The 22,109-nt window shown below is 39.7% G+C and carries 19 protein-coding genes and 1 riboswitch; of the genes, 14 read left to right on the top strand and 5 right to left on the bottom strand.

All coding sequences use genetic code 11. From position 1 onward, the window contains the following. Nucleotides 1–43 precede the first annotated feature (43 nt). Both ACR65F_RS04920 and ACR65F_RS04925 read left to right on the top strand, forming a co-directional pair. Nucleotides 44–1,042 (top strand): NAD(P)-dependent oxidoreductase, encoded by a 999-nt coding sequence (locus tag ACR65F_RS04920; RefSeq protein WP_052245889.1) that lies wholly within the window; start codon nucleotides 44–46, stop codon nucleotides 1,040–1,042. Nucleotides 1,043–1,071: 29 nt separating this feature from the next. Next, entirely contained in the window at nucleotides 1,072–2,166 is a 1,095-nt protein-coding gene (locus ACR65F_RS04925) for a tartrate dehydrogenase (protein WP_440503484.1), read from the top strand. Nucleotides 2,167–2,282: 116 nt separating this feature from the next. Here the strand turns inward: ACR65F_RS04925 and dapA are convergent, their stop codons facing one another. After that, on the bottom strand, nucleotides 2,283–3,167 hold the full coding sequence (gene dapA / locus ACR65F_RS04930) for a 4-hydroxy-tetrahydrodipicolinate synthase (RefSeq protein ID WP_440503690.1): 885 nt from the start codon (nucleotides 3,165–3,167) through the stop codon (nucleotides 2,283–2,285). Nucleotides 3,168–3,286: 119 nt separating this feature from the next. Beyond that, a riboswitch (Lysine riboswitch) is annotated at nucleotides 3,287–3,464 on the bottom strand. Between the two features lie 370 nt (nucleotides 3,465–3,834). On the opposite strand from dapA, the gene ACR65F_RS04935 reads away from it, so the two are divergent. The 6 genes from ACR65F_RS04935 to ACR65F_RS04960 all read left to right on the top strand — a co-directional run bounded on the left by ACR65F_RS04935 (nucleotide 3,835) and on the right by ACR65F_RS04960 (nucleotide 8,061). Then, entirely contained in the window at nucleotides 3,835–4,293 is a 459-nt protein-coding gene (locus tag ACR65F_RS04935; RefSeq protein WP_125102235.1) for a LytTR family DNA-binding domain-containing protein, read from the top strand. Then, complete coding sequence (locus ACR65F_RS04940) at nucleotides 4,290–4,700, top strand: DUF3021 domain-containing protein (protein ID WP_125102236.1); 411 nt, start codon at nucleotides 4,290–4,292, stop codon at nucleotides 4,698–4,700. The genes ACR65F_RS04935 and ACR65F_RS04940 overlap by 4 nt, the downstream gene beginning before the upstream one ends. A gap of 524 nt (nucleotides 4,701–5,224) precedes the next feature. Then, a complete protein-coding gene (locus ACR65F_RS04945; protein ID WP_039043190.1) occupies nucleotides 5,225–5,431 on the top strand; it encodes a helix-turn-helix transcriptional regulator in 207 nt (68 codons plus the stop codon). Further along, a complete protein-coding gene (locus tag ACR65F_RS04950) occupies nucleotides 5,428–6,111 on the top strand; it encodes a DUF3169 family protein (RefSeq protein WP_440503485.1) in 684 nt (227 codons plus the stop codon). Before ACR65F_RS04945 ends, ACR65F_RS04950 begins: the two co-directional genes overlap by 4 nt. 140 nt (nucleotides 6,112–6,251) lie before the next feature. Next, nucleotides 6,252–7,289, top strand: a complete 1,038-nt coding sequence (locus tag ACR65F_RS04955; RefSeq protein ID WP_440503486.1) for an LLM class flavin-dependent oxidoreductase — start codon at nucleotides 6,252–6,254, stop codon at nucleotides 7,287–7,289. A gap of 256 nt (nucleotides 7,290–7,545) precedes the next feature. Further along, nucleotides 7,546–8,061, top strand: coding sequence for a replication initiation and membrane attachment family protein (locus tag ACR65F_RS04960; RefSeq protein WP_440503487.1), 516 nt, complete (start codon nucleotides 7,546–7,548; stop codon nucleotides 8,059–8,061). Between the two features lie 251 nt (nucleotides 8,062–8,312). On the opposite strand, the gene ACR65F_RS04965 is transcribed toward ACR65F_RS04960, so the two are convergent. Continuing rightward, on the bottom strand, nucleotides 8,313–9,197 hold the full coding sequence (locus tag ACR65F_RS04965) for a TetR/AcrR family transcriptional regulator (protein ID WP_440503488.1): 885 nt from the start codon (nucleotides 9,195–9,197) through the stop codon (nucleotides 8,313–8,315). 276 nt (nucleotides 9,198–9,473) lie between these two features. On the opposite strand from ACR65F_RS04965, the gene ACR65F_RS04970 reads away from it, so the two are divergent. The 3 genes from ACR65F_RS04970 (at nucleotide 9,474) to ACR65F_RS04980 (ending at nucleotide 15,412) form a co-directional block, all read left to right on the top strand. Further along, nucleotides 9,474–12,623, top strand: a complete 3,150-nt coding sequence (locus ACR65F_RS04970; RefSeq protein WP_440503489.1) for an efflux RND transporter permease subunit — start codon at nucleotides 9,474–9,476, stop codon at nucleotides 12,621–12,623. A gap of 306 nt (nucleotides 12,624–12,929) precedes the next feature. Further along, nucleotides 12,930–14,738: a M3 family oligoendopeptidase gene (locus ACR65F_RS04975; RefSeq protein ID WP_440503490.1), complete on the top strand. Its 1,809-nt coding sequence runs from the start codon at nucleotides 12,930–12,932 to the stop codon at nucleotides 14,736–14,738. 197 nt (nucleotides 14,739–14,935) lie between these two features. Continuing rightward, nucleotides 14,936–15,412 (top strand): peptide-methionine (S)-S-oxide reductase, encoded by a 477-nt coding sequence (locus tag ACR65F_RS04980; RefSeq protein ID WP_440503491.1) that lies wholly within the window; start codon nucleotides 14,936–14,938, stop codon nucleotides 15,410–15,412. Between the two features lie 237 nt (nucleotides 15,413–15,649). On the opposite strand, the gene ACR65F_RS04985 is transcribed toward ACR65F_RS04980, so the two are convergent. Together ACR65F_RS04985 and ACR65F_RS04990 are read right to left on the bottom strand one after the other, a co-directional pair. Then, on the bottom strand, nucleotides 15,650–16,846 hold the full coding sequence (locus ACR65F_RS04985; RefSeq protein WP_440503492.1) for an iron-containing alcohol dehydrogenase: 1,197 nt from the start codon (nucleotides 16,844–16,846) through the stop codon (nucleotides 15,650–15,652). Between the two features lie 424 nt (nucleotides 16,847–17,270). Further along, on the bottom strand, nucleotides 17,271–17,459 hold the full coding sequence (locus ACR65F_RS04990; protein WP_440503493.1) for a hypothetical protein: 189 nt from the start codon (nucleotides 17,457–17,459) through the stop codon (nucleotides 17,271–17,273). Nucleotides 17,460–17,604: 145 nt separating this feature from the next. On the opposite strand from ACR65F_RS04990, the gene ACR65F_RS04995 reads away from it, so the two are divergent. Beyond that, nucleotides 17,605–17,802, top strand: a complete 198-nt coding sequence (locus tag ACR65F_RS04995) for a PspC domain-containing protein (protein ID WP_440503494.1) — start codon at nucleotides 17,605–17,607, stop codon at nucleotides 17,800–17,802. A gap of 22 nt (nucleotides 17,803–17,824) precedes the next feature. Beyond that, complete coding sequence (locus ACR65F_RS05000) at nucleotides 17,825–18,352, top strand: DUF6241 domain-containing protein (RefSeq protein ID WP_440503495.1); 528 nt, start codon at nucleotides 17,825–17,827, stop codon at nucleotides 18,350–18,352. A 272-nt stretch (nucleotides 18,353–18,624) separates the two neighbouring features. Here ACR65F_RS05000 and ACR65F_RS05005 read toward each other — a convergent pair whose 3' ends face one another. After that, a complete protein-coding gene (locus tag ACR65F_RS05005) occupies nucleotides 18,625–20,646 on the bottom strand; it encodes a penicillin-binding transpeptidase domain-containing protein (protein WP_039043201.1) in 2,022 nt (673 codons plus the stop codon). A gap of 216 nt (nucleotides 20,647–20,862) precedes the next feature. Between ACR65F_RS05005 and ACR65F_RS05010 the strand changes: the two genes are divergently transcribed. Then, entirely contained in the window at nucleotides 20,863–22,041 is a 1,179-nt protein-coding gene (locus tag ACR65F_RS05010) for a MalY/PatB family protein (protein WP_440503496.1), read from the top strand. Nucleotides 22,042–22,109 lie beyond the last annotated feature (68 nt).

Here is a 22,109-nt window from a genome sequence, read left to right on the forward strand (position 1 = left end):
AACAGAATGGCGTTAGAAATAACTTTCAGAAAGGCGTTGTCCATTGTCTTTGCATATCGTTCAAATTCTACCTATGTACCATCCCGATGGGGAAGAAAAGTTGAAAGAACTTGCAGAAGTGAAACAATTTAATGAGTTTGACGAGCAAGAAATCATTAAATACTTACAACAGCATGATGTAGATGGGATTATTTTAAGAGCACCTGCAAAAATAACTCCCGAAATTTTAAATCACTGCGAAAACGTGATTGCCATATCAGGCGCAGGAATCGGACTGGACAATATAGATGTAGAATACGCGACAACTAAAGGAATTAAAGTATTACATGCCCCGAAAATGAACAGTACTGCAACTGCAGAACACGCTGTAGCCTTACTGCTATCTGCTATGAAAGATATAAGTATGTTTCATGCGGAAATGCAAAAAGGGAATTTCTCTTTTAGGGATGGAAGATATACAACTGAACTACAGGGGAAAACTCTTGGACTGATAGGGTTCGGATCTATTGCTCAAAAAGTGGCGAAAATAGTGAAGAACGGCTTTGAAATGAATGTAGTCGCCTATGTGCGAACGATTTCAAATGAAAGACAAGAGCTTGCAGATTCCCTAGGAGTTGAAGTGACTACTTCCATGGAGGATGTGTTCAGAAAAAGCGATGCCATTAGCCTCCATATCCCGCTGACAGAACAAACAAAAGAATTGATTGACAATAAATTCTTTAACGTTATGAAGCCGTCTGCAGTTCTGATTAACACTTCACGTGGCGGAGTAATCCATGAAGCGGATTTAGTTGAAGCACTTCATAATCAGACATTCTTGCGGGCGGCAGTTGATGTATTTGCAGTTGAACCACCAGCGGAAAACCATCCGTTTTTTGGAGTAGAAGAAATCACTATGACCCCACATATTGGTGGAATCAGTATTGAAGCAGCAAAAAAGACATCAGTTGTGATCGCTGAGAACTTAATAAAGGCGATTGACGGTGAAGAATTATCTGTAATCGCAAACTCTGAAAAACTTGTTAAGTTAAAAAGAGGTTAAATCTCTGATTTAGAGTACAGGAGGGAATTATGAAGACTTTAAAAATTGCGCTCATACCAGGAGACGGAATAGGTCCTGAAGTCGTTTCAGAAGGTGTGAAAGTATTAAAAACGATTGAGAAATTAGATCCGTCCATTTCTTTTTCATTTACAGAGTTTCCGTGGGGATGCGAGTATTATTTGGAACACGGTAAGATGATGGCGGACGACGGGATAGAGCAACTAAAAGAATTCGACGCTATCTATCTGGGAGCCGTAGGGTATCCGGGTGTCCCTGATCATATTTCATTATGGGATTTGTTGCTTAGAATTCGAAAAGAGTTTGATCAGTATGTGAATCTCCGACCTATTACGTTGTTGAACCCAACACTTACGCCGTTGAAAGGCAAAACAGCTAAAGAAATCGACTTTTTGGTGATCCGTGAAAACAGTGAAGGTGAGTATGCGGGTGTAGGAGACTGGCTTTTTAAAGGGAAAACAGAAGAAGTCGTCTTGCAAACCGGTGTGTTTTCTCGGAAAGGGACGGAACGGATTATTCGGTATGCATATGAAGAAGCAAGAAGGGCCAACCTAACATTGACGAGTATTAGTAAAGCGAACGCACTGAATTATTCTATGGTGTTCTGGGATCAAGTTTTTGACGAAGTTGGAAAAGAATATCCTGACGTACAAACGTATTCTTATCTTGTGGATGCGGCAAGTCTTTACTTTGTAACTGAGCCTGAACGCTTTGAAGTGGTTGTTACATCAAATCTTTTTGGAGATATTTTGACTGACATAGGGGCAGCAATCACTGGTGGAATGGGCTTAGCGACGGGTGCAAACATCAATCCGGAACGGACCTATCCAGCCATGTTTGAACCTGTACACGGATCAGCACCGGATATTTCAGGGAAAGGAATTGCAAATCCGATTGCTGCCATCTGGTCGGTTAGTCAAATGATGGACTACTTTGGAGAAGAAAAATGGGGGGAAGTTATTTTATCTACGATAAAAGAAATCCTGAATGAAAAAGAGGCGCTTACGTCAGACTTAGGCGGCCAAGCATCCACTTCACAATTAGGGAATCGGTTTGTCGAATTACTTTCAGCAAAAGTTAGTGAAGTAGGGGTATCCCTGGAATAATTCACTTACTATATTAGAGTATGAAAAATTATTGAGTGAAAATTGAAAGCAGCTCATTCCGATGTATCAAGGGGAATGAGCTGTTTTTTATATGGAACACAGTAGCATTTCTAATGTTAAATAAGCATTTTGTCTTGCTGATGGAGCACACGATTCAACGAATTCAACTGTACATCTGTCAAAGGCAGCATAGGTAATCGGACGCCGCCCACTGCGATTCCTTCTAAGTTTAAGGCAGCTTTCACAGGTGAAGGATTCGGAGCTGCGAACAGTTCTTTCATAATCGGTAGCATTCGACGGTGCAATGTTGACGCTTCACGAATACGACCGTGATTGAAATGGCTAATCATGGTTTTCATCTCAGGTCCGATGACATGGGCGGATACTGAAACAACTCCTGCCCCCCCGATAGAAAGGACTGGGAGTGTCAGACCATCATCCCCACTATAAAGCGCAAAATCTGCAGAAGTATTTTCAATGATATCCGCCATCGCATCCAAGTTACCGCTAGCTTCTTTGACAGCTACGATATTCGGTATAGTTGCAAGTCGGATAATCGTTTCAGGACACATATTGACAGAACTGCGACCGGGAATGTTATATAACATAATTGGTAGCGCAGTAGATTCTGCAATAACTTTAAAGTGTTGGTACATTCCTTCTTGAGAAGGCTTGTTGTAGTAGGGAACAACGAGCATGATACCGTCGACACCAACCGCTTCAGCTTGCTGAGTCAGCTCGAGGGACTCTCTTGTATTGTTCGATCCTGTACCTGCAATGACGGGTACTCTTCCTGCCACGACCTGTACAGTGAACTCAAACAAATTAACCCTTTCTTTTTGCGTTAATGTCGGGGATTCTCCTGTGGTTCCTGCAACTACCAAACCATCGGATCCGTTTTCGAGTAAATGATTAATAAGATTGCGGGTAGCGATAAAATCAATTTCTCCTTGCTCATCAAATGGGGTAACCATAGCGGTAATCAGTTGTCCAAAATTCATCTGTTCTCCATCTCCTTTGGTTTTTATCCAAAACATAGAGGTGGAAGGCAGTGTATCCTGAAACGCAAAAAGCAACAGCGAAGGTACGCTGTTGCTTGGAAATAATAAATTATTTCTCTGCATCAGATAGCCCTCCATATAGTTTCCTATATGACAGTTCTGCACTTGTTCAGTCCAGAACCAGCTTCGAGATAATGAGCATCTCTCCACTTCGGCAAATTCCCCTTTCTACAATCGTCGTCGAATCTCATCATTCTCAGATTGTGTACTGATGGTTTTTGCGCCTCTATCCTCATTTCGAAAGTTACGAAATAAGTGAATGTTTAATTACATGTATCTTACACTGTATCGAATAAAAATGCAACTATTAGGAAGTTACTACAAGTTGTCAAGATGTTATGCCTGACGCGTCGCGTACTAGCATAATACTTTCACTGAAATGCAAAATCCATGCAATTCACCGATGAAATTCAACATTTGACAGACGAAAACCGACCGCTCACTGGAATTTAGCAACTGTTTTACTCGGTACTCCGTATACTAATCGTATAAGAACCTAACGAATGGAGGAATAATGATGCCGGTTGGTGAAGCTACCAACGACATGCAGAATAATGCTGGTAGAGTTGAAAAAACGAAAAACCTATCGGTGAGAGGAGGTCCAAGAATGAAAGTTTCATTGACTATTGATCGAGCAGCTATAGAGACGACCATAACAATTGAATGTAAAGAAATGGATCCATCCATCCAAGAAATTTTAGATTTCCTTAATGGCCATGAGCTCGACTTTATTGTGGGCAAAGAAGGAGACATGCAGCATATTTTGAAACCTATGGATGTCCACTATTTTCACTCCACACCAGAAGGAGTAGCTGCCGTGACATCTAACGGTTCCTACCTAGTTAAAGAAAAACTGTATGAACTCGAATCCGTGCTACCCTCGAACCGATTCATCAGACTTTCAAAATCAGTCATTGCTAATCTTTACGAATTAAGCCGCTTCGAAGCATCATTCAATGGAACACTAGCAGTATATTTCAAATCAGGAACAAAAGAGTATGTTTCTCGAACCTATGTCAATGGCATTAAACAAGCACTTAAAATGAAAAGGAGGAACAACGAATGAAAACATTCTTATGGCGCAGCACTGTTGGGGTCTTCTTCGGTGGTTTTCTAACAGTAATTATTACTACAGCCATTATTTTAGCAAATGACCTGGAAACATTAAACGCTGCCAAATTTGTCAAGAGTGGGGTAGGGACCATTTTTTGTGGTTGGTTCTTCAGTGTCACCCCCCTCTATTTTGAAAATGGAAATTGGTCGTTACTTCGTCAAACCGTCTATCATTTCATAACCGTGCTGATCCTGTACTTCATTACTGCATTCGGACTGGAATGGTTCAGTTTCACACCAATCAGCTTTTTAACTTTTGTTATGATGTTCTTAGGAATATATGCAGTTATTTGGGGGAGTTTCTATCTGTATTTTAAAAATGTAGCGAAGAAGATGACTGAAGAGTTGGATGGGCTGTAGTTAGACTGCACTTGGCACAAGAGTTTTGAAATATTGGTTATATTGGTTTGAAGAACGAGAGAGGAGAGTGACACTTACCTCTCTTTTGATTCATTAAGAAACTACTTAGACTGCTGAAAAATAATAGTACGAGGATAGATGAGTTTGCAATAGATTAGGTGATTTTAAATGACAAAATTATGCGGCCATCAAATCTGTTTTTTAGGTAAATAAGAGGACTCCATTTTGAAATAAGGTTAATTAAAATGGAGTCTTCGTTCACAAATTTAAGTTCAGGTATGAAAAGCATCTATGGCCATCAGTTCAATGAATTTATATCCATTTAAGATCGTTTAATAATGAGCATGTTTTTAGAAGAAACCAATGCGGTAAGCGGTTCTTAAATCAGACCAAAGCATAACCGAATTCGTCCTTTAAGACGGTTTCGATTTTTTTTGTTATTTGAAAAGTAATCTAGTCAATTTGACAAATATACTTGTCAAATTGAAATGCATACGTTACAATTTTCGTAAGAGGTGAGATTAGTGAGAACACGTTTGAAGGAATTGCGTGCACGAAATGGACTGAATCAGACCGAGCTCGCAAAACGGGCTAAAGTATCTAGGCAGACGATCAGTTTAATTGAGCGGGAAGAATTTATCCCCTCGTTACTTATCGCCGTTAGAATTGCTCGGATTTTTAATGAGGCGATTGAAAGTGTTTTTCTATTCGATGAGGAGGAAATTGAATGAGACTGGTCATTTGGGCATTGCTAGGTGCAGTGGTGGGATTTGTTGTCATGTATATGACGCTTTCATTTCAAATGGATTTTGACTTTTATACAATTGCATTTCAAGTGAATGTGATTTTAACTGCACTCACTATTGTTTTACTACTCTATATAGGGTTAAGCATCCTGCAAATGCTTAAAAAATCGGATGCAAACGTATCGGATGATGAAGAAGATGAGCGTGACATATGGCTGTATAAAAAATTCAGTGATACAAATATGCTTGTTATGGCAACGATAATAATCGGGATTGTAGCAACTTCAATTTCTCTCATTACCGATCAGCCTACTTGGCTGGAGCTAATTTCAACAGTCACAGTCATCATTGCTTTCATTCTATCCATAAGTGTTTCAAGTTTGGTCAATAAATTTTATCCTGATCGCAATCTGCCTTCTGTTTCGGAAAAAGATTATGCTAAAAAGTTGCTAGCGGCTTCTGATGAAGGGGAGCGACATGTGATGCTGGAGGGTCTTTATCGTTCATTCAATTTGTTAAATGGCACACTTATCCTTGCGCTGTTTCTGCTTGCAGTATATTCAATCGGTACAGGGGTTTCGCAGTTGTTCTCCATTTTTGTCATAGCGATTATTCTCCTTGGAGCAAATGCCAAATATTTTTTGTTGATTCGAAAGAAATCGTAACCGGGTTATTCAATAAAATCAGTAACGTATGTCAGATTAATATTCCTCTCATTGCGACCCTGACAAACAACAAATTTGATTCCACACCTCGTCTATAGTAACTTGTATAATAGGTTACTAATAGTAAGCTTGGTTTTAAAATGAGCGATGAGGAGTGGTCGAGAGTGACTTCAATAGCTAAAACATTTAACGGGATCCCATTATCCGTATTAGATCTTGCACCCATCAATGAAGGTGGGAGTCCGAGTGAAACTTTCAATAATAGTGTGGAATTAGCTAGACATGTAGAAAAACTAGGATTCAATCGTTATTGGTTGGCGGAGCATCATAATATGCCAGGTGTCGGCAGTTCAGCGACGTCTGTGCTGATTGGTCATATTGCGGGTGCGACGGAGCGGATGCGCATTGGTTCAGGTGGTGTCATGTTGCCAAACCACGCACCACTTGTGATTGCGGAACAGTTCGGTACGCTCGATGCCCTTTATCCTGGACGTATTGACCTTGGTTTAGGCCGCGCTCCAGGTAGTGACCAAGCGACTGCCTATGCGTTACGACGTACATTGCATAGCAGTGGGGAAGATTTCCCAGAGCAAGTGGCAGAGTTACGTTCGTATTTCGATCCACAACCGAATGCCCGAGTCCGTGCGTTTCCTGGAGAAGGGCAAGATATTCCGATTTGGTTACTTGGTTCTTCAGGTTTTAGTGCACAGCTTGCTGCGCAACAAGGGTTACCGTTTTCGTTTGCAAGTCACTTTGCTCCTGCCTATGTAATGCAAGCGTTGCAGATGTATCATCAGAACTTTAAGCCTTCCAAAAACCTACAAGAACCATATGCGATGCTTGGCGTCAGCATAATAGTTGCAGATACTGATGAAAAAGCACTGTGGCTCGCCACATCATTCCAACAACAGTTCTTAAGTCTTCACCGGGGTATGCCGACTCAGTTCAAACCACCTTTGGATGATCCAGATGCAGTATGGAGTCCAAGTGAAAAGGTTTCAGCAGCGAATATGCTGGATTCTCCTGCCACAATTGTCGGCAGTCCAGAAACTGTGAAACGAGAACTAGAAGCATTCTTAAACCAGACGAAAGCAAATGAGTTCATTTTGAGCTCACCTGTCTTCAATCAGGAGGATCGACTGCGTTCGTTTGAACTGATTGCGGATTTAATGGATTAAATGCTGCCTCGTCGGTAGTGAGAGAACTTTAGAAAAGACCGGATTTGTCTGCTGACAGATTCGGTCTTTTTGACATGTACTGTTTTGAATCTGTTCTTTAACTAGTAATTCGTGTATAATTAATTTTGAAAAGTCGAACTTTTAACTCTTTAACTTAAATAATCGAACACCACAAGTGAATATAATGGATTGACTGGCCAGTAATTACCTCAAAGAGATCGGAATTTAAAAATCTAAATAAGAGGAGAGATGCCGGGTGAATGAACAAGAAGGAACACTGATTGACTACTTTGAAAGAACTGAACCAATTGAGATGTTAGAAGAAATTGGAGGACATTCACCTTATCCCGCAGATGTGAAGTTGATCAATCGTTTAGAAACGTTGCACGGACTCACAAAGCCGGTCATTAATGTATTGTTGCAGTACGTCATTTTGAGTGATAATGGAAAAATTCATCAAACGCGTGTCCTCAGTATGGCAAGCCACCTGGAACTGAACAATATAAAAACCGCACAGCAGGCTTTGGAGTTTTTCAAGGCACAGCATGCTATTAAGAAAAAGTGGGAGGAGGAGAATTTGAGAGAACAAGGTGGGAAGGATCTGAGACTTTTCACTTCTGATGAAACTTACAAAAAATTCACAGAGATCCTACAACATAATGGCCAAACCAATGTTGACGATGGCTTCCAATCTCTAGTGAATCAAGCATATAAGGAATATATCGAGATTGAACAGAATTCTCCTCAAGCTAGCTTAGTAAAGAAACATTAATTATTAGTTTAAACATTTTTTTGAGGGATCTTTGGTATGTAGTTAATACTCGATATCTGCTTTTGCTTTGCATACATTCAAAGTAAGTGAGTAGTCAATTAGGACAAGTCGACATAAAAATAGTTAAAAGCCTTTGATCCCAAAGTGGGAGTCAAAGGCTTTATTTGTTTTAGATATCCATAGAACATAAATGGCTCAATAATTTTTCATATTAGCTTAATAGGAAATGGCAGAACCTCTTTTAGGGTGAATCATAAAAGCTCGATTCCTAATAGGTTTGCAATCTTTTCTCTATAGATATCAAACTCTTTAACTGTTTTTAAATTGGCCAACATTCCTTGGAATACATATTTCTCGATAGAAGGTTTCTGAAGTTCACTGATTAGAAACGCTATCACTCCAGCGAGACCATTCCTTTGATCATCACTAAAATTCATAATCTCAAGTTGTTCTTGCATATCCGCCAGTAAAGCAGAGGCTTTTTCAATATGATTTAACGATTCGCATGAATTATTTGTGAAAAGATCCAGCAAGTTGTTTTTCATGATTGGTTCCTCTCCTTTTTCAAAAGAGGCCACCATATCTTCAATACGGTTCATGATGAAAGTTGGAACAAGCGTCGCATCGATCTGGGAATCTTGAATAAGAATGGATGCTAAGTAATTGCTTCTAATTCCTTCAATCAGCATAATAATATCGCCTGTGTAGCCATTTATTTTATCTCCATATACTTCCTTCAAATTCTTTTCGTACCAAGTCAACATTTCAAATTGAGTTTTCCCCATAACTTCACGAAGTTCTTTGTTGATTGTAAAACTTTGTTCCCGCATATATACCATGAAAAAGTCTTTTTGTTTGGTAAGTTGTTCGAACGGTACGCTTAACAGTTTTGCGAGTTTTTCACGGGGAGGTAACTGTTCAGCATCAATTTCGTGTGTACGTGTTCTCATCTGTTCGAAGTAATATTCGAAGATGGCAATGTGTAACGCCTCTTTAGATGTGAAGTAATTATAAAATGCTCCTTTAGAGATTCCGCAGTCGTTTACAATTTCTTGGATGGATGTGTTCGTGAAGCCGTTTTCTGCAAATAGCTTGATGGCCGACTCAATGATTTCTTTTTGTTTTCGTACCTTCATTAGTCTCACCTTTTCATCGTGCAAATTTTTATGTATTACCATTCAGTTTACCAAGCAGTCACATTTTGTCAACAAGAGGGTGGTCTGGATTTAGAATGGTCGTTTCGCATGACGGATGAGTCATATGAAGTGAATTTAAATGATTTCACAGTTACTTAAGGTTGATAATAGGATGCTATTATTCTTGCATTTGACTGACTGGTCATTTATAGTGTAAAACATCGTGACTACATGGTCAATGATAGAGAGAACTATCAAATACGGGGAGTGTATCACTTGAAGAAAATCACTAATTTCGCACTCAACAACAAATTCGCAGTGTGGATACTAACTATTATGGTTGTTGTTGCTGGATTGTACTCTGGTTTCAATATGAAACAAGAAACAATGCCTACGATAACTTTACCGAACGTAACGGTTTTGACTACCTATCCAGGAGCGGCTCCGGATGACGTAGCTGAAAAAGTTACTGTTCCAATTGAACAACGGATTCAAAACTTGGATGGTGTCGAACTGGTTAGCTCTTCTTCTTTAGCTAACGCATCATCTATTCAAGTTCAATTTGGGTTCAAAACTGATATGGATAAGGCAACCGAGGAAATAAAAGAAGCCTTGTCGAAACTTTCGTTACCTGAGGGTGTAAAGGAGCCACAAGTATCACGTTTAAGTTTAGATGCGCTCCCAGTCATGACATTAAGTGTTAGTGATAACAAACGAACTGCGCAAGAGATGACCACTGTAGTAGAAAATGATGTGCTGCCTGTTCTAGACGGTATTGAGGGCGTGGCAGATGTTCAAATTACTGGACAACAATTGAAAAAAGTAACAATAGAATTTGACGAAGATCAGTTAAAGAAATACGGATTGTCACAGGATACGATCCAGCAGATTATTCAGGGATCGGATATTACATTCCCGTTAGGCTTAACAAATTTTGATGGCAAGGTGAAAAACCTAGTCATTGATGGAAATATTGCCAGTGTAGACGATTTGAAAAAATTGGAGATTCCTTCCATACCTGCCCAAGCAGGTCAGATGGATCAAGCGCAACAAGGGAACCCAGGTACACAAACACAGCAAGGAAATTCACAGGCACAAACACCAATGGAAATTCCTTCTGTCACGTTAGGAGATTTAGCTGAAATCAAAGTCGTGAGTGAGGCTGAATCGATTTCAAGAACGAATGGAGAAGACTCCATCGGTATTCAAATTGTAAAAGCAGCTGACGGCAATACTGTTGAAGTTGTAAATAATGTAAAAGATGAAATTTCTACTATTGAAAAAGACTTGGATCTAAAAGTCATTACTACGTTGGATCAAGGGGAACCGATTGAGGAAGCGGTCAGTACTATGCTTAGTAAAGCGTTGTTTGGGATCGTATTTGCCGTATTGATCATCTTATTGTTCTTGAGAAGTATCAAAACGACGCTCATTTCAATCGTTTCGATTCCATTGTCTTTACTAATGGCAATCTTCCTCTTGCATCAAATGGATATCACGTTAAACCTTTTAACACTAGGTGCCTTGACGGTTGCGATTGGGCGTGTAATCGATGATTCGATCGTCGTTATGGAGAATATCTATCGACGTATGGCTTTACCGGGTGAACAATTACGTGGAAAAGAGTTAATACGTGAAGCGACACGTCAGATGTTTATCCCCATCTTCTCATCTACGATCGTAACGATTGCTGTGTTCTTGCCAATTGGATTAGTTGGTGGAATTGTCGGGGAGATGTTCTTACCATTTGCTCTAGCAATTGCATTTGCACTCGCAGCTTCTTTGATTGTGGCTGTGACTATTGTTCCAATGCTTGCTCATTCATTGTATAAAAAACAACTGAGTCTTGTTGGAACTAAAGAAAATAAAGCAAAAGAAGAAAAGCCAGGAAAGTTAGCCAAGTCATATAGCCGTATTTTGGAATGGACACTGAATCATAAACTGATTACCTTCGGAGGATCTGTAGTGATTCTCGTGTTAAGTTTCTTCTTAGTTCCATTGATAGGCGTCAGCTTCTTGCCTGATGAAGAAGAAAAAATGATCGTGGCTACTTTTAGTCCGGAAGCTGGCCAAACAAGAGAAGATGTAGAAGTAATCGCAATGGATGCGGAGAAATATTTAAATAATCATGAAGGTGTTACGACTTACCAGTATTCACTCGGTGGCGGTAGCCCGATGGATGCCATGATGGGAATGGGTGGAAGTAATTCTGCGCTATTCTTCATCGAGTACGATGAAGATTTTAAAAACTTCGGAGAAGAAACATCGAAAGTCATTGATAAGCTTAATGAAAATTCAGCCCAAGGTGAATGGAAGAGTATGGACTTTGGAGGCATGGGTGGTAATGGCTTACAATTATATGTCTATGGGGATAATAAGGAAGATATCGAGAAAGCAACGGATCAGATCTTACCTATTCTAGAAGACAACAAGAATTTGGAGAAAGTCGAGTCCAGCCTTTCAGAAGCATATGATCAGTACACACTGGTCGCAAATCAGAAAAAATTGAGTAGCCTAGGGTTAACGGCGGCACAAGTGGGTATGAATCTCATGCCTCCTGGTGAAGCACCTGCGCTCACTACGGTAAAACAAGATGGAAAAGAGTTAAATGTGTATATCGAAGTCAAGGAAGACGAATATAAGAATATCGACGAGTTGAAGAACAAAGTCATTCAATCACCGTTAGGCATCCCGGTCAAATTGGGAGATGTGATGGATGTTGAAGAAGGCAAAACACCAGATACAATCCAGCGAAGAGATGGCAAAATGTATGCTTCACTTACTGCTGATGTGAAGAGTAAAGATGTTGCAGCGATTTCAAGTTCAGTAGAAAAGAAAATCAGTGATCTGGATTTACCGAGCGGAGTGAAGGTGGACTTCGGTGGTGTCACAGAGCAAATCAATGAATCGTTCTCACAATTAGGAATCGCTATGCTAGCTGCAGTAGCTATCGTCTACTTTGTACTTGTAGTGACATTCGGTGGGGCACTAGCACCACTCGCTATTTTGTTCTCACTACCATTTACAATCATCGGTAGTTTAGTCGCGCTTTGGATTGCTGGGGAGCCAATAAATGTTTCAGCGATGATTGGTGCATTGATGCTGATTGGTATTGTTGTAACGAACGCGATTGTTTTGATTGACCGCGTGATTCATCAAGAGAAGGAAGGACTTTCTACAAGAGAAGCCCTTTTGGAAGCGGGATCTACTCGTCTCCGTCCAATCTTAATGACAGCTCTTGCTACTATCGGTGCGCTCATACCATTGGCACTTGGTGTAGAAGGTGGCGGTGGAGGACTGATATCTAAAGGTCTCGGTGTTACAGTTATCGGGGGTCTGATCAGTTCTACGCTACTAACACTTGTAATCGTTCCAATTGTTTATGAGACGTTCATGAAAAAGCGTAAGAGAAAAGTGAAAAGATAACTTTTGGATTTAAATACGTTGGTTACATCAATCTCTATCTGCAAACAGGTATCTTGCCCATTGAGGCGAGTTACCTGTTTTGTGTTTTAGTTTAATATTTCTTCATTACTGATACTGAATGTGGAAGTTAGCGTACATAACGGAATCGAGTGATGAAGAAGATAAATAGGACGAGAGGTTCAAAAAAAGAAGTGATACCAATATGATTGTCAATGCTCGTTTTGTATTTGGAATTGAATCGGTTAACAAATCTTTCTAAATTCATTGATAACGTTTAGAATAGATGTATAAGGGGAGTGAATTCAATTGAAATATAATGGCACTTGGGATTTAGAGAGTATATTTAAAGGCGGAACCAATTCGGAAGACGTGCAAACTAAACTTGAATCTGTTAAAGAAGATATTGTACGTTATGCAGATCAGTTGAAAGCATGGAATAGCGATCCAGGTAACGATGCTTCTACTTTGCAAAAAATATTGAAACAACAAGAGGTAATCGGCAAAGGCTTGGGCCAAGTTGGTACATTTATTAATATGTGGCATGACGCCTTTATGGACGATGAACATGCAAGTGTTGTTAAGGGTCAAGTGATGGAACTTTACAGCGAAATTCAGCAAATATCAACGATCTTCACTAAAAAACTAGTAGCAATCTCAGATGATCAATGGAGTAAACTCCTGAAAGATGATGTCTTAAAAGAAATTAGTTTCTCATTAGATGAGATTCGTGAACAAGGCAAACGCCTTTTGTCTGAAGATGAAGAGAAACTGATTGCTAAATTAAATAAAGACGGTATCGCAGCTTGGAGCGATTTGTATAATACAGTAGGCTCCATTATGACTGTTCCCTTTACAGATAAAGACGGCAAAACAACTGACTTATCTATTGGGCAAGCGATGAACAAAATGTATGCTGATCCTGATTCAGATGTGCGGGCTGAGCTTTTTGAAGACTGGGAGAAAGTCTGGTCTAAAAATGGACTTGTTTTTGCAGACATCCTCAACCATTTAGCAGGCTATCGATTAACATTGCAAGATGCTCATGGACGAGAGGGCCATTTAGAAGAACCACTTGAATATAACCGGATGACGGAAGAAACGCTTAGAGCTATGTGGTCAGCTGTTGACGCGCAGAAACAAACGTTTCTTGATTACTTAGCACAAAAGGCGAATTTGTTAGGCATGGATAAGTTGGGCTGGCAAGACGTGGATGCACCCGTTGCAATGGGCGAAACAAAACCAACGCGTTTCACCTATGATGAGGCATGTGATTTTATAATTGAGCATTTCACTTCATTTGGACCAAAACTGACAGACTTTACTAAACATGCGCTTGAAAACCGATGGGTTGAAGCAGAGGATCGTTCGAATAAACGCCCTGGAGGGTATTGCACGAGCTTACCTGAATTTGAAGAGTCCCGTATTTTTATGACATTTACAGGTTCACCGAGTGATACGAGTACATTAGCACATGAATTAGGACATGCTTTTCACAGTCATGTCATGAAAGATTTGCCGGAACTAAATCAAGGATATGCCATGAACGTCGCTGAAACCGCTAGTACATTTGCTGAAACTATTATTGCGGATGCAACTGTAAAAAATGCTACGACTGATGAAGAAAAAGTATCCCTTCTGGCGAATAAATTAGAAGGTGCAACAGCAATGTTTTTAAATATTCGTGCTCGCTTCTTATTTGAGGATTCCTTTTACAAGGAACGTGCAAAAGGAATCGTATCAGAAAAACGCTTGAATGAATTAATGGTAGAAGCACAGAAAGAAGCATTTGGAGATACTTTATCCTCTTATCATCCGCACTTCTGGGCAGCCAAGTTACACTTCTTTATTGATAGTGTACCGTTCTATAATTTCCCGTATACATTTGGTTATTTATTCAGCCTTGGTATTTACGCGGAATACTTGAAACACCCGGAAGGTTTTGAAGAGAAGTATATTGCCTTACTTAGAGATACCGGATCAATGAAAGTTGAAGATTTAGCAAAGAAACATCTAGGTGTAGATGTAACTAAGGAAGATTTCTGGGCAGCGGGGATTGAGCTCGTTGGAAAAGATGTAGATGAATTTGTTGAATTGACAAATAAACTTCAGAAGTAAAAATTAAAAAGGTGCTTATCTCATTTTTGTGAAGTGAGGTAAGTACTTTTAATTAGGATAGATAAGATACATTAGGAGATTAATGTAGCATAAGAAAGTTTGTCGAGATTATAATGTATAGTTGACTTAGGAATTATAGTACTTAATTTTTTATTTGGATGAATTTTGGGGTTTTTTAAACAAAGGAGAGTGTCAATTTGGGAGTAGTCTATATTGCAGGTGGATGTTTATGGGGAGTACAGGCTTATATAAAAACGTTACCGGGTGTTGTGTTTACAGAAGCAGGAAGAGCCAATGGAAACAGTCGTACACTTGTGGGTGACTATGACGGGTACGCTGAATGTGTAAAAACGGAATTTGATTCGACAGTTGTAACAATCAAAGAATTAATGGGCTATTTATTTGAAATTATTGATCCATACAGTTTGAATAAGCAGGGTGAGGACGTTGGTGAGAAGTACAGAACAGGCGTATATAGTGAGGTCTCTGAACACCTTGAAGAAGTGAAAGCATTTCTTAGGGGAAGAAGTGATTTTGATCGTATAGTTGTTGAAGTTTTGCCTCTTACAAACTATGTAAAAAGTGCAGAAGAACATCAAGACAGGTTAGATAGATGTCCAAATGATTATTGTCATATTCCGCAAGAACTATTAAGCAAGTACAGGCGGACCTGAAAGGTAAAAGTGGCTGCCAGTATGGAATGGTTGTACTGTCATTTATACATAAGTTTAAATGTTTCACAATCAAATGTGATTGGTTAAAATCAAAATCACAAGCCTAATTCCTCTTTCGAGATACGGAGGAATTAGGCCTTTTTATCTCTCGGAATCAATGTTATTTTGTTTGGTACATTCGTATTTATGTATTGAAAGTTGTACAATTGAGCAGCTTTTATCGTATAAAAAGAGTTATTATTTTATCAATATATACAGTGTCTCTAAGTCTTTCTTGTTCAAAATCCGAGGGACTGGGTAAAGGGGATTCGCTTCTTTATATGCACGATCCACCATTAATGGAATGTCTGTTGTTTCAATCCCGCTTATTGTTTCAGGAATGTCCATCTTTTTATTCATTTGTCTAAGGGCTTCAATGAATTTCTTACATTTTACTTCTTCAGAATCACTTGAATCGGTGATACCAGCTATATCTGCCAGCTCTGCTAGCGGTTTGTGTACAACTTTACCGTAATACTCGAGTACATGCGGCATAATGACTGCATTTGCGAGCCCATGGGGAACATTATAGAATCCTCCGAGAGTGTGTGCAATGGCGTGGATATAGCCAACGTACGCACGAGTAAAAGCTCTTCCTGCTAGGAAGGAAGCACGCTGCATATTGGCGCGGGCTTTGATATTATTTCCATTTTGATAAGCTTCATAAAGATTCTCGAAAATTAACTGCGTTGCTTCTCGACTCCACTGCTTCGTTTGCGGTGTATTGCTCCTGCCGATATATGCTTCAACTGCATGGGTGAGTGCGTCCATTCCAGTTGCGGACGTAATATGTTTCGGGAGATTAAGAGTTAACAGTGGGTCCATAACCGCAAAGTGCGGTGTTAGAACAGGATCGTTAATGGCATACTTTTCATGAGTTTCGCTGTTAGAGACAACTGAGACAATCGTCGTTTCACTTCCAGTTCCTGCAGTCGTTGGAATTGCAACCAGTGGAGGAATTGCTTTACGTATTTTCAGTTGACCTTTCAATTGTGCGAGTGTTTTCCCTGGTTGAGCTACTCGGGCAGCAACTCCTTTTGCACAATCCATTGGAGAACCTCCACCAAACGCAATAATCCCTTCACACCCGGAAGACTTATATAGTGTTAGAGCATCTTCAATGTTGTCAATCGTTGGATTCGGAACAGTTTTATCATACACGACATATTGAATCCCAAACATAGTTAAACCTTCTAATAGAGGGTCCATTAGTCCAAGCTGTGAAATGCCTGCGTCTGTAACTATGATCACATTTCCAATTGATTGACGTTGTAATAAGCTTGGTAATTCTGCCAAGCTGTTTTTGCCTTCTAACAAAAGAGGGTGCCGCCAAGGAAGAAATTGTGCCACTGTTTTGTAGGCGAATTGATAGGTTCTGCAGTAAAGAGAGTACACGAGAGAACTCCTTTCCATCGACTGTTTTTTTATGAAGCACGTTCCTACATAAAAACAACCAAAGCTGTTGTAGTAACAGCTTTGGTAAAATCACGTTTCCTGTTTCCATCTAAAGTAGTTGTATACGAGCTGGAGAACTAATGTGGCAGTTAACACCCAAATTGCAGCTGTTTTAAAGAGTAGTGAAAACCCCGGTGAATTGAGAAGGACAATAATTAGGATTAGGGCAATTGGTATCATCCAAACTGTTCGAACAAACTATTTGTGATACGACAGACTCCAATAGAACAGCCCATGTTCTTTACCATTTTTCATATATATACCTCCTCGTGAAAGGTAATTTTGTCAAATCCAACGAGCGTGTATGTGTAGTATACTGAAATTTAACAGTAATAACAATTTAAAAAATCTATTTATTCCCAAACTATATGTTCTTTTGTATGTAGAATTCTCGAATGAAAGCTCCTAGAGCTCCTGATATCAAAATAATGACGAATATATTTAAAAACCTTACAAAAGCGTATGGAGAAAAAATTGCTTGGATACTATTTGCAATAACGATTCCTGTGAAGCATATAGAACCGATAACTAACTGTTTTTGAACTTTTTTCATTTGACGGCCTCTTTTCTTCAAAGATTCATTTAAACGGTTTGATGGGTTTTGGTGTGCAGGATAATTCTACTCGATTATATTGAGAATTTTATGTAAAATAGATGGAAGGAATATACTGAAGATAAAATAAGCAGGAGGTGCGGAAGTGAATACAAGACGACTAACGAAGTCATCAACTGATTCTTCACTGCATGGTGTTTGTGGCGGCATCGCAGAATTCTTTGGCATTTCTTCATTTCTCGTAAGACTAATTTTTATTATGACGCCTGCATCATTAATTGTATATATTTTACTGGCTAACATGCTGCCTGACAGTCCACGGAGGTTATCATCTAGGTATTAGATTTTGTATGAGGGGTGATTGGTTGAAGAAAATTGGATTCATCACAATTGGCGTCATTGTGATTGTTGTAAGTCTGGGGTTAGCTCTTAATAGCAATAAGGTTTTTCCTGGTGATCAAACGAATTCTCATTCGAAAAAGATGTCGGAGCCATCGATTCTTCAAATTGATGGAAAGAATAAGCAACCTGTAGAGAAAGAATTTCCGATGAATATGAGTGAATACGATATTCAAGTCGTGATACATGCGATGTCTCATCAAAAGGTGAAAGCTGAAGATAAATGGACGTCTATATTGATGACGCCTGAACGTGTCAGTCGACTGTTGGATGTGGTAAATGCTAAAGACGAGCGTTTTGAAAAGAATGGACCGCTGTATCTGGAAATATTACAGCGATGGGCAAGTGGTGATTTTTCCAAAGTCGATCAGGATCACAATGCGATTTGGCAACTCCAGGGAGGGACTGTAGGTAGAGCGACAGGGATTCTAACGGAACAGCAAGAAGAAGATTTCATTGCCGAACAATTAACTAAAGCTGAAGAAGATAATTAGGCCTGATTAGAAATCATACTCCAGGGGAGGAAAGTGAATTATATATTTCGCATATAAGAATATTCTTATATAGTAGTATGGATTAAGGGGAGGAAAACTTGTTTTTGGATTCAACATTTATTGCTATCATTATTTTCGTTTTGACTTTTGTATGTATCATTTGGAAGTCGAAAAATCGATCAATGGCTCCTTATTCATTAAAAAATAAAAGCGGGGCTGTTCTGATACGTCATGTTAACTACCTTTCAGTACAGCCCTGCTTTAATGTTGACTTATTTTTTGTTGTTCGCCTTATACACTTCTGAAGCAAACTCAGCGACATATCCACTTCCACCGTTATCTTCTACATTTTCAATCATCATCGCAAGAATAAATGCTGGATTGTTTGTATTGTAACTTATAAAGAAGCCGTTTTCTTGTCCTCGGCCCTCTGTAGAAGTCTTCAACTCTGCAGTCCCTGTTTTCCCTGAAATCGGGATGTCCGGAATATTGACTGCTTGGGCAAAGCCATCCACTACAACACTTCGAAGATCTCGTTTCAGCTCATCTGCGGTTTCCTTGTTTAGAATTCCGTCTTTCCACACCTGCTGGGTTTTATCATCTAACAATAACGTCGGCTTATACATAATGCCATTCGTTAAAATCGGTTCATATATCGTTGCAAGATGTAAAATATTCGCTAACATTTGACCTTGGCCGAAAGAGGTATCAGCAAGTTGACCTTCTGAAGCAATCGTTCCATCATTCGAAATCTGAGAAGGGGAGATGTTGAGCATGAATGGAATCTCTTCACCAAATCCGAATTTTGTTAAACCAGATATGAAATCTTCCTTGCCAATTGCTAGCGCCTGTTGCGCAAAGTAAATGTTATCAGAATAGATGAGCGCATTTTTTAAGTTCAGAGGATTCGGTGCTTCCGGATGTAGTCGTGAAACCCGATAAGCTCCCCAAGAAGAATCCTTTTGCCACGTTTTCCCCGTGATCGATAGTCCCTTTTCTGGTTTCAATGTTCCTTTTTCCATGCCAATTGCCGCAGTAATGGGTTTTAAGGACGAACCAGGTGCGTAAGCCGCTGCAAACCGGTTAAACAGAGGTTTCAGTGGGTCTTCAGATAGTTTTTTATAGCGCTCTCCGCTAATTCCCAACATGAATTCTGTAGGTTCGAAACTAGGGGAGCTGACGAGTGCTAGTGTTTCGCCTGTCTGTGGATCCACCGCAGCACTTGCGCCTGGTTCACCTTTCATGGACGTGAAAACCTTTTTCTGTAACTCTGCGTCAATCGTCAATGAAATATTCTCTCCATTTTCAGCTTCAGTCTCTACTATTTTTTGCAAGGTTGCGCCTGACTCGGGACCTTTAATATAAATCCCGACGCCGTCTTTTCCTCTCAACCGATCTTCCAAAATACGTTCAAGACCTTGTCTACCGATTAAATCCGTTTCTTTATAGCCTTCATCTTTGTGCTTTTCCAATAATTCAGCGGTGATTTTCCCGATATATCCTGTTAAATGGGCAGCAGATTCACCATACGGATATTCTCGCATTTCTGTCTCTTGATAGGTGACCCCAGGGATGGTAATGAGTTTATCCAACAATGCTTGATTGTTTTTGGAAACAGGAGCAATCGGTACAAAATAGTCGGGTTGTACCCAACTTTGGTTGACCTGCTTATCGATAAACTCGACAGTTGTATTCAGAAGTTTAGCCAGCTCGCTTTTTTTTGTTTCATCTGTAAACTTACCTGGAACGATTCCTGCTTCATAGCCAGTCCCATTCACGGCAAGAGGATTTCCATTCCGGTCAAATATTTTTCCGCGTTTTGCTGGCATCGTTGAGATTTGAATCTTATCTTTTTCCGTTAATTTCGGAAGAATGAAAGACGGATCCCACCCTGCATACCAGTTTTCTGTATCATCATGAGTTTCGTAGTGCCACGTCAATTCCTTTTCGAATTCAATAGGACCGGCTATGGTATCCATTGATATTTGAATTGGGAAGGCAGCTGGCTTTTCCTCGTCCCATTCCTTCTCTTCCTTAGGTTTTTTGTAAGTGATTTTCAGGTTTTTGATCCCTAAATCCTCTGCCAATTTCTTTTGTCGATCCACAAATTCATCAGCTTCGAACATTTTTTTCGTATCCGTATTTAAAAACTCATTGTACATCTCGGAGAATTTACTTTCATTCCAATTACTGACGTAAGCCTGCATTCGATCACCAGGCGTTTCTTTCTCTTTGCATCCTGTCAGGAGGATTGAAACGAATAGTATCGAAATGGCACACAATATTTTTTTCAAAAAATGACCTCCTCAATCTATCTGCATTAGTCGGTTTGTCTATTCACTCATTATATCCATCGTACTAGAACTTACCCAAAAATTAAATAACAAATTGAAATGTTATATCTATAACAGAGGTACATAAGCTGATTTTTGTACACCTCGTCTAGTTAAAGATACGATGATAAGGTAAATAGAATCGGAATCGCAATGAATAGAGGGGGAGAATGACACATGAAATACAATTTTGATACAGTTGTTGATCGCATGAAATCATCGAGCGTTAAATGGGATGGGGCAGAAGCATTGTTCGGTGAAAAAGACTTATTGCCCCTTTGGGTAGCTGACATGGATTTCAAAGTACCAGACGAAGTGTCAAAAGCTGTCGCAGATAAGGCATCTCATGGAATATTCGGCTATACAATCAGGGAAGAGAGCTATTACCAGTCAATCATTGATTGGATGAAATCTCGCCATAGCTGGACAATTGAAAAAGAATGGATTTGCCACAGTCCAGGTGTCGTTACTGCATTGAGCTTAGCGGTGCAAGCCTTTACCAAACCGGGTGATAAAGTTATTGTGCAACCACCTGTCTACTATCCTTTCATGAAAGTGACAGAAACGAATGATCGCGAAGTCGTATATAACCCACTCATCAATAGGAATGGATCCTATGAAATGGATTTCGAGGATCTCATTTCGAAAATCGATGAGTCAGTGAAACTATTAATGCTATGTAATCCGCATAACCCAGGTGGCTTCGTTTGGAATAAAGAAGACTTGCAACATCTCGGGGATATCTGTATGGAACATGGGATTTTAGTCATTTCGGATGAAATCCATTCGGATCTAGTGTTTAAAAAAGGAAGTCACATCCCGTTTGCCTCGCTTTCAGAGCAATTCGCACAAAACAGTATTACGTGCACGGCACCAAGTAAAACCTTTAACCTAGCAGGATTACAAACATCCAATATCATTATTCCAAATGAAGGACTACGTGAGAAATTCACAACGGAAACCGAGCGGAATTCTATCGGCATGCCAAACTCGTTTGGACCTGTCGCAACAGAAGCTGCATATACACATGGCGGTCCATGGCTTGAAGACGTGTTGGAATACGTTGAAGGGAACTTGAAATTTGTAACAGATTATTTTGCAGACAACATTCCTGCATTGAAAGTTCTTCCGTTAGAAGCAACGTACCTAGCATGGATTGACTGTACAGAGCTTGGAATGACTCCTGAAGAGTTGGAAACATTCTTCCTATCGAAAGCTCACGTGGCGTTGAACCAGGGAAAAGCATTCGGTCCTGGAGGGGAAGGGTTTGTACGTATGAACCTCGCATGCTCTCGTTCTATCGTCGAAAAAGCTTCGAAACAGATCAAAGATGCAGTGAGATCCTTGTCCGTATGAATTGATAAGAATAGTTAAAAAATTGAATTGCTATACAGAACCTCTTTGGATAGAATTGTCTAAAGAGG

This window comes from Sporosarcina sp. SAFN-010, assembly GCF_059415065.1.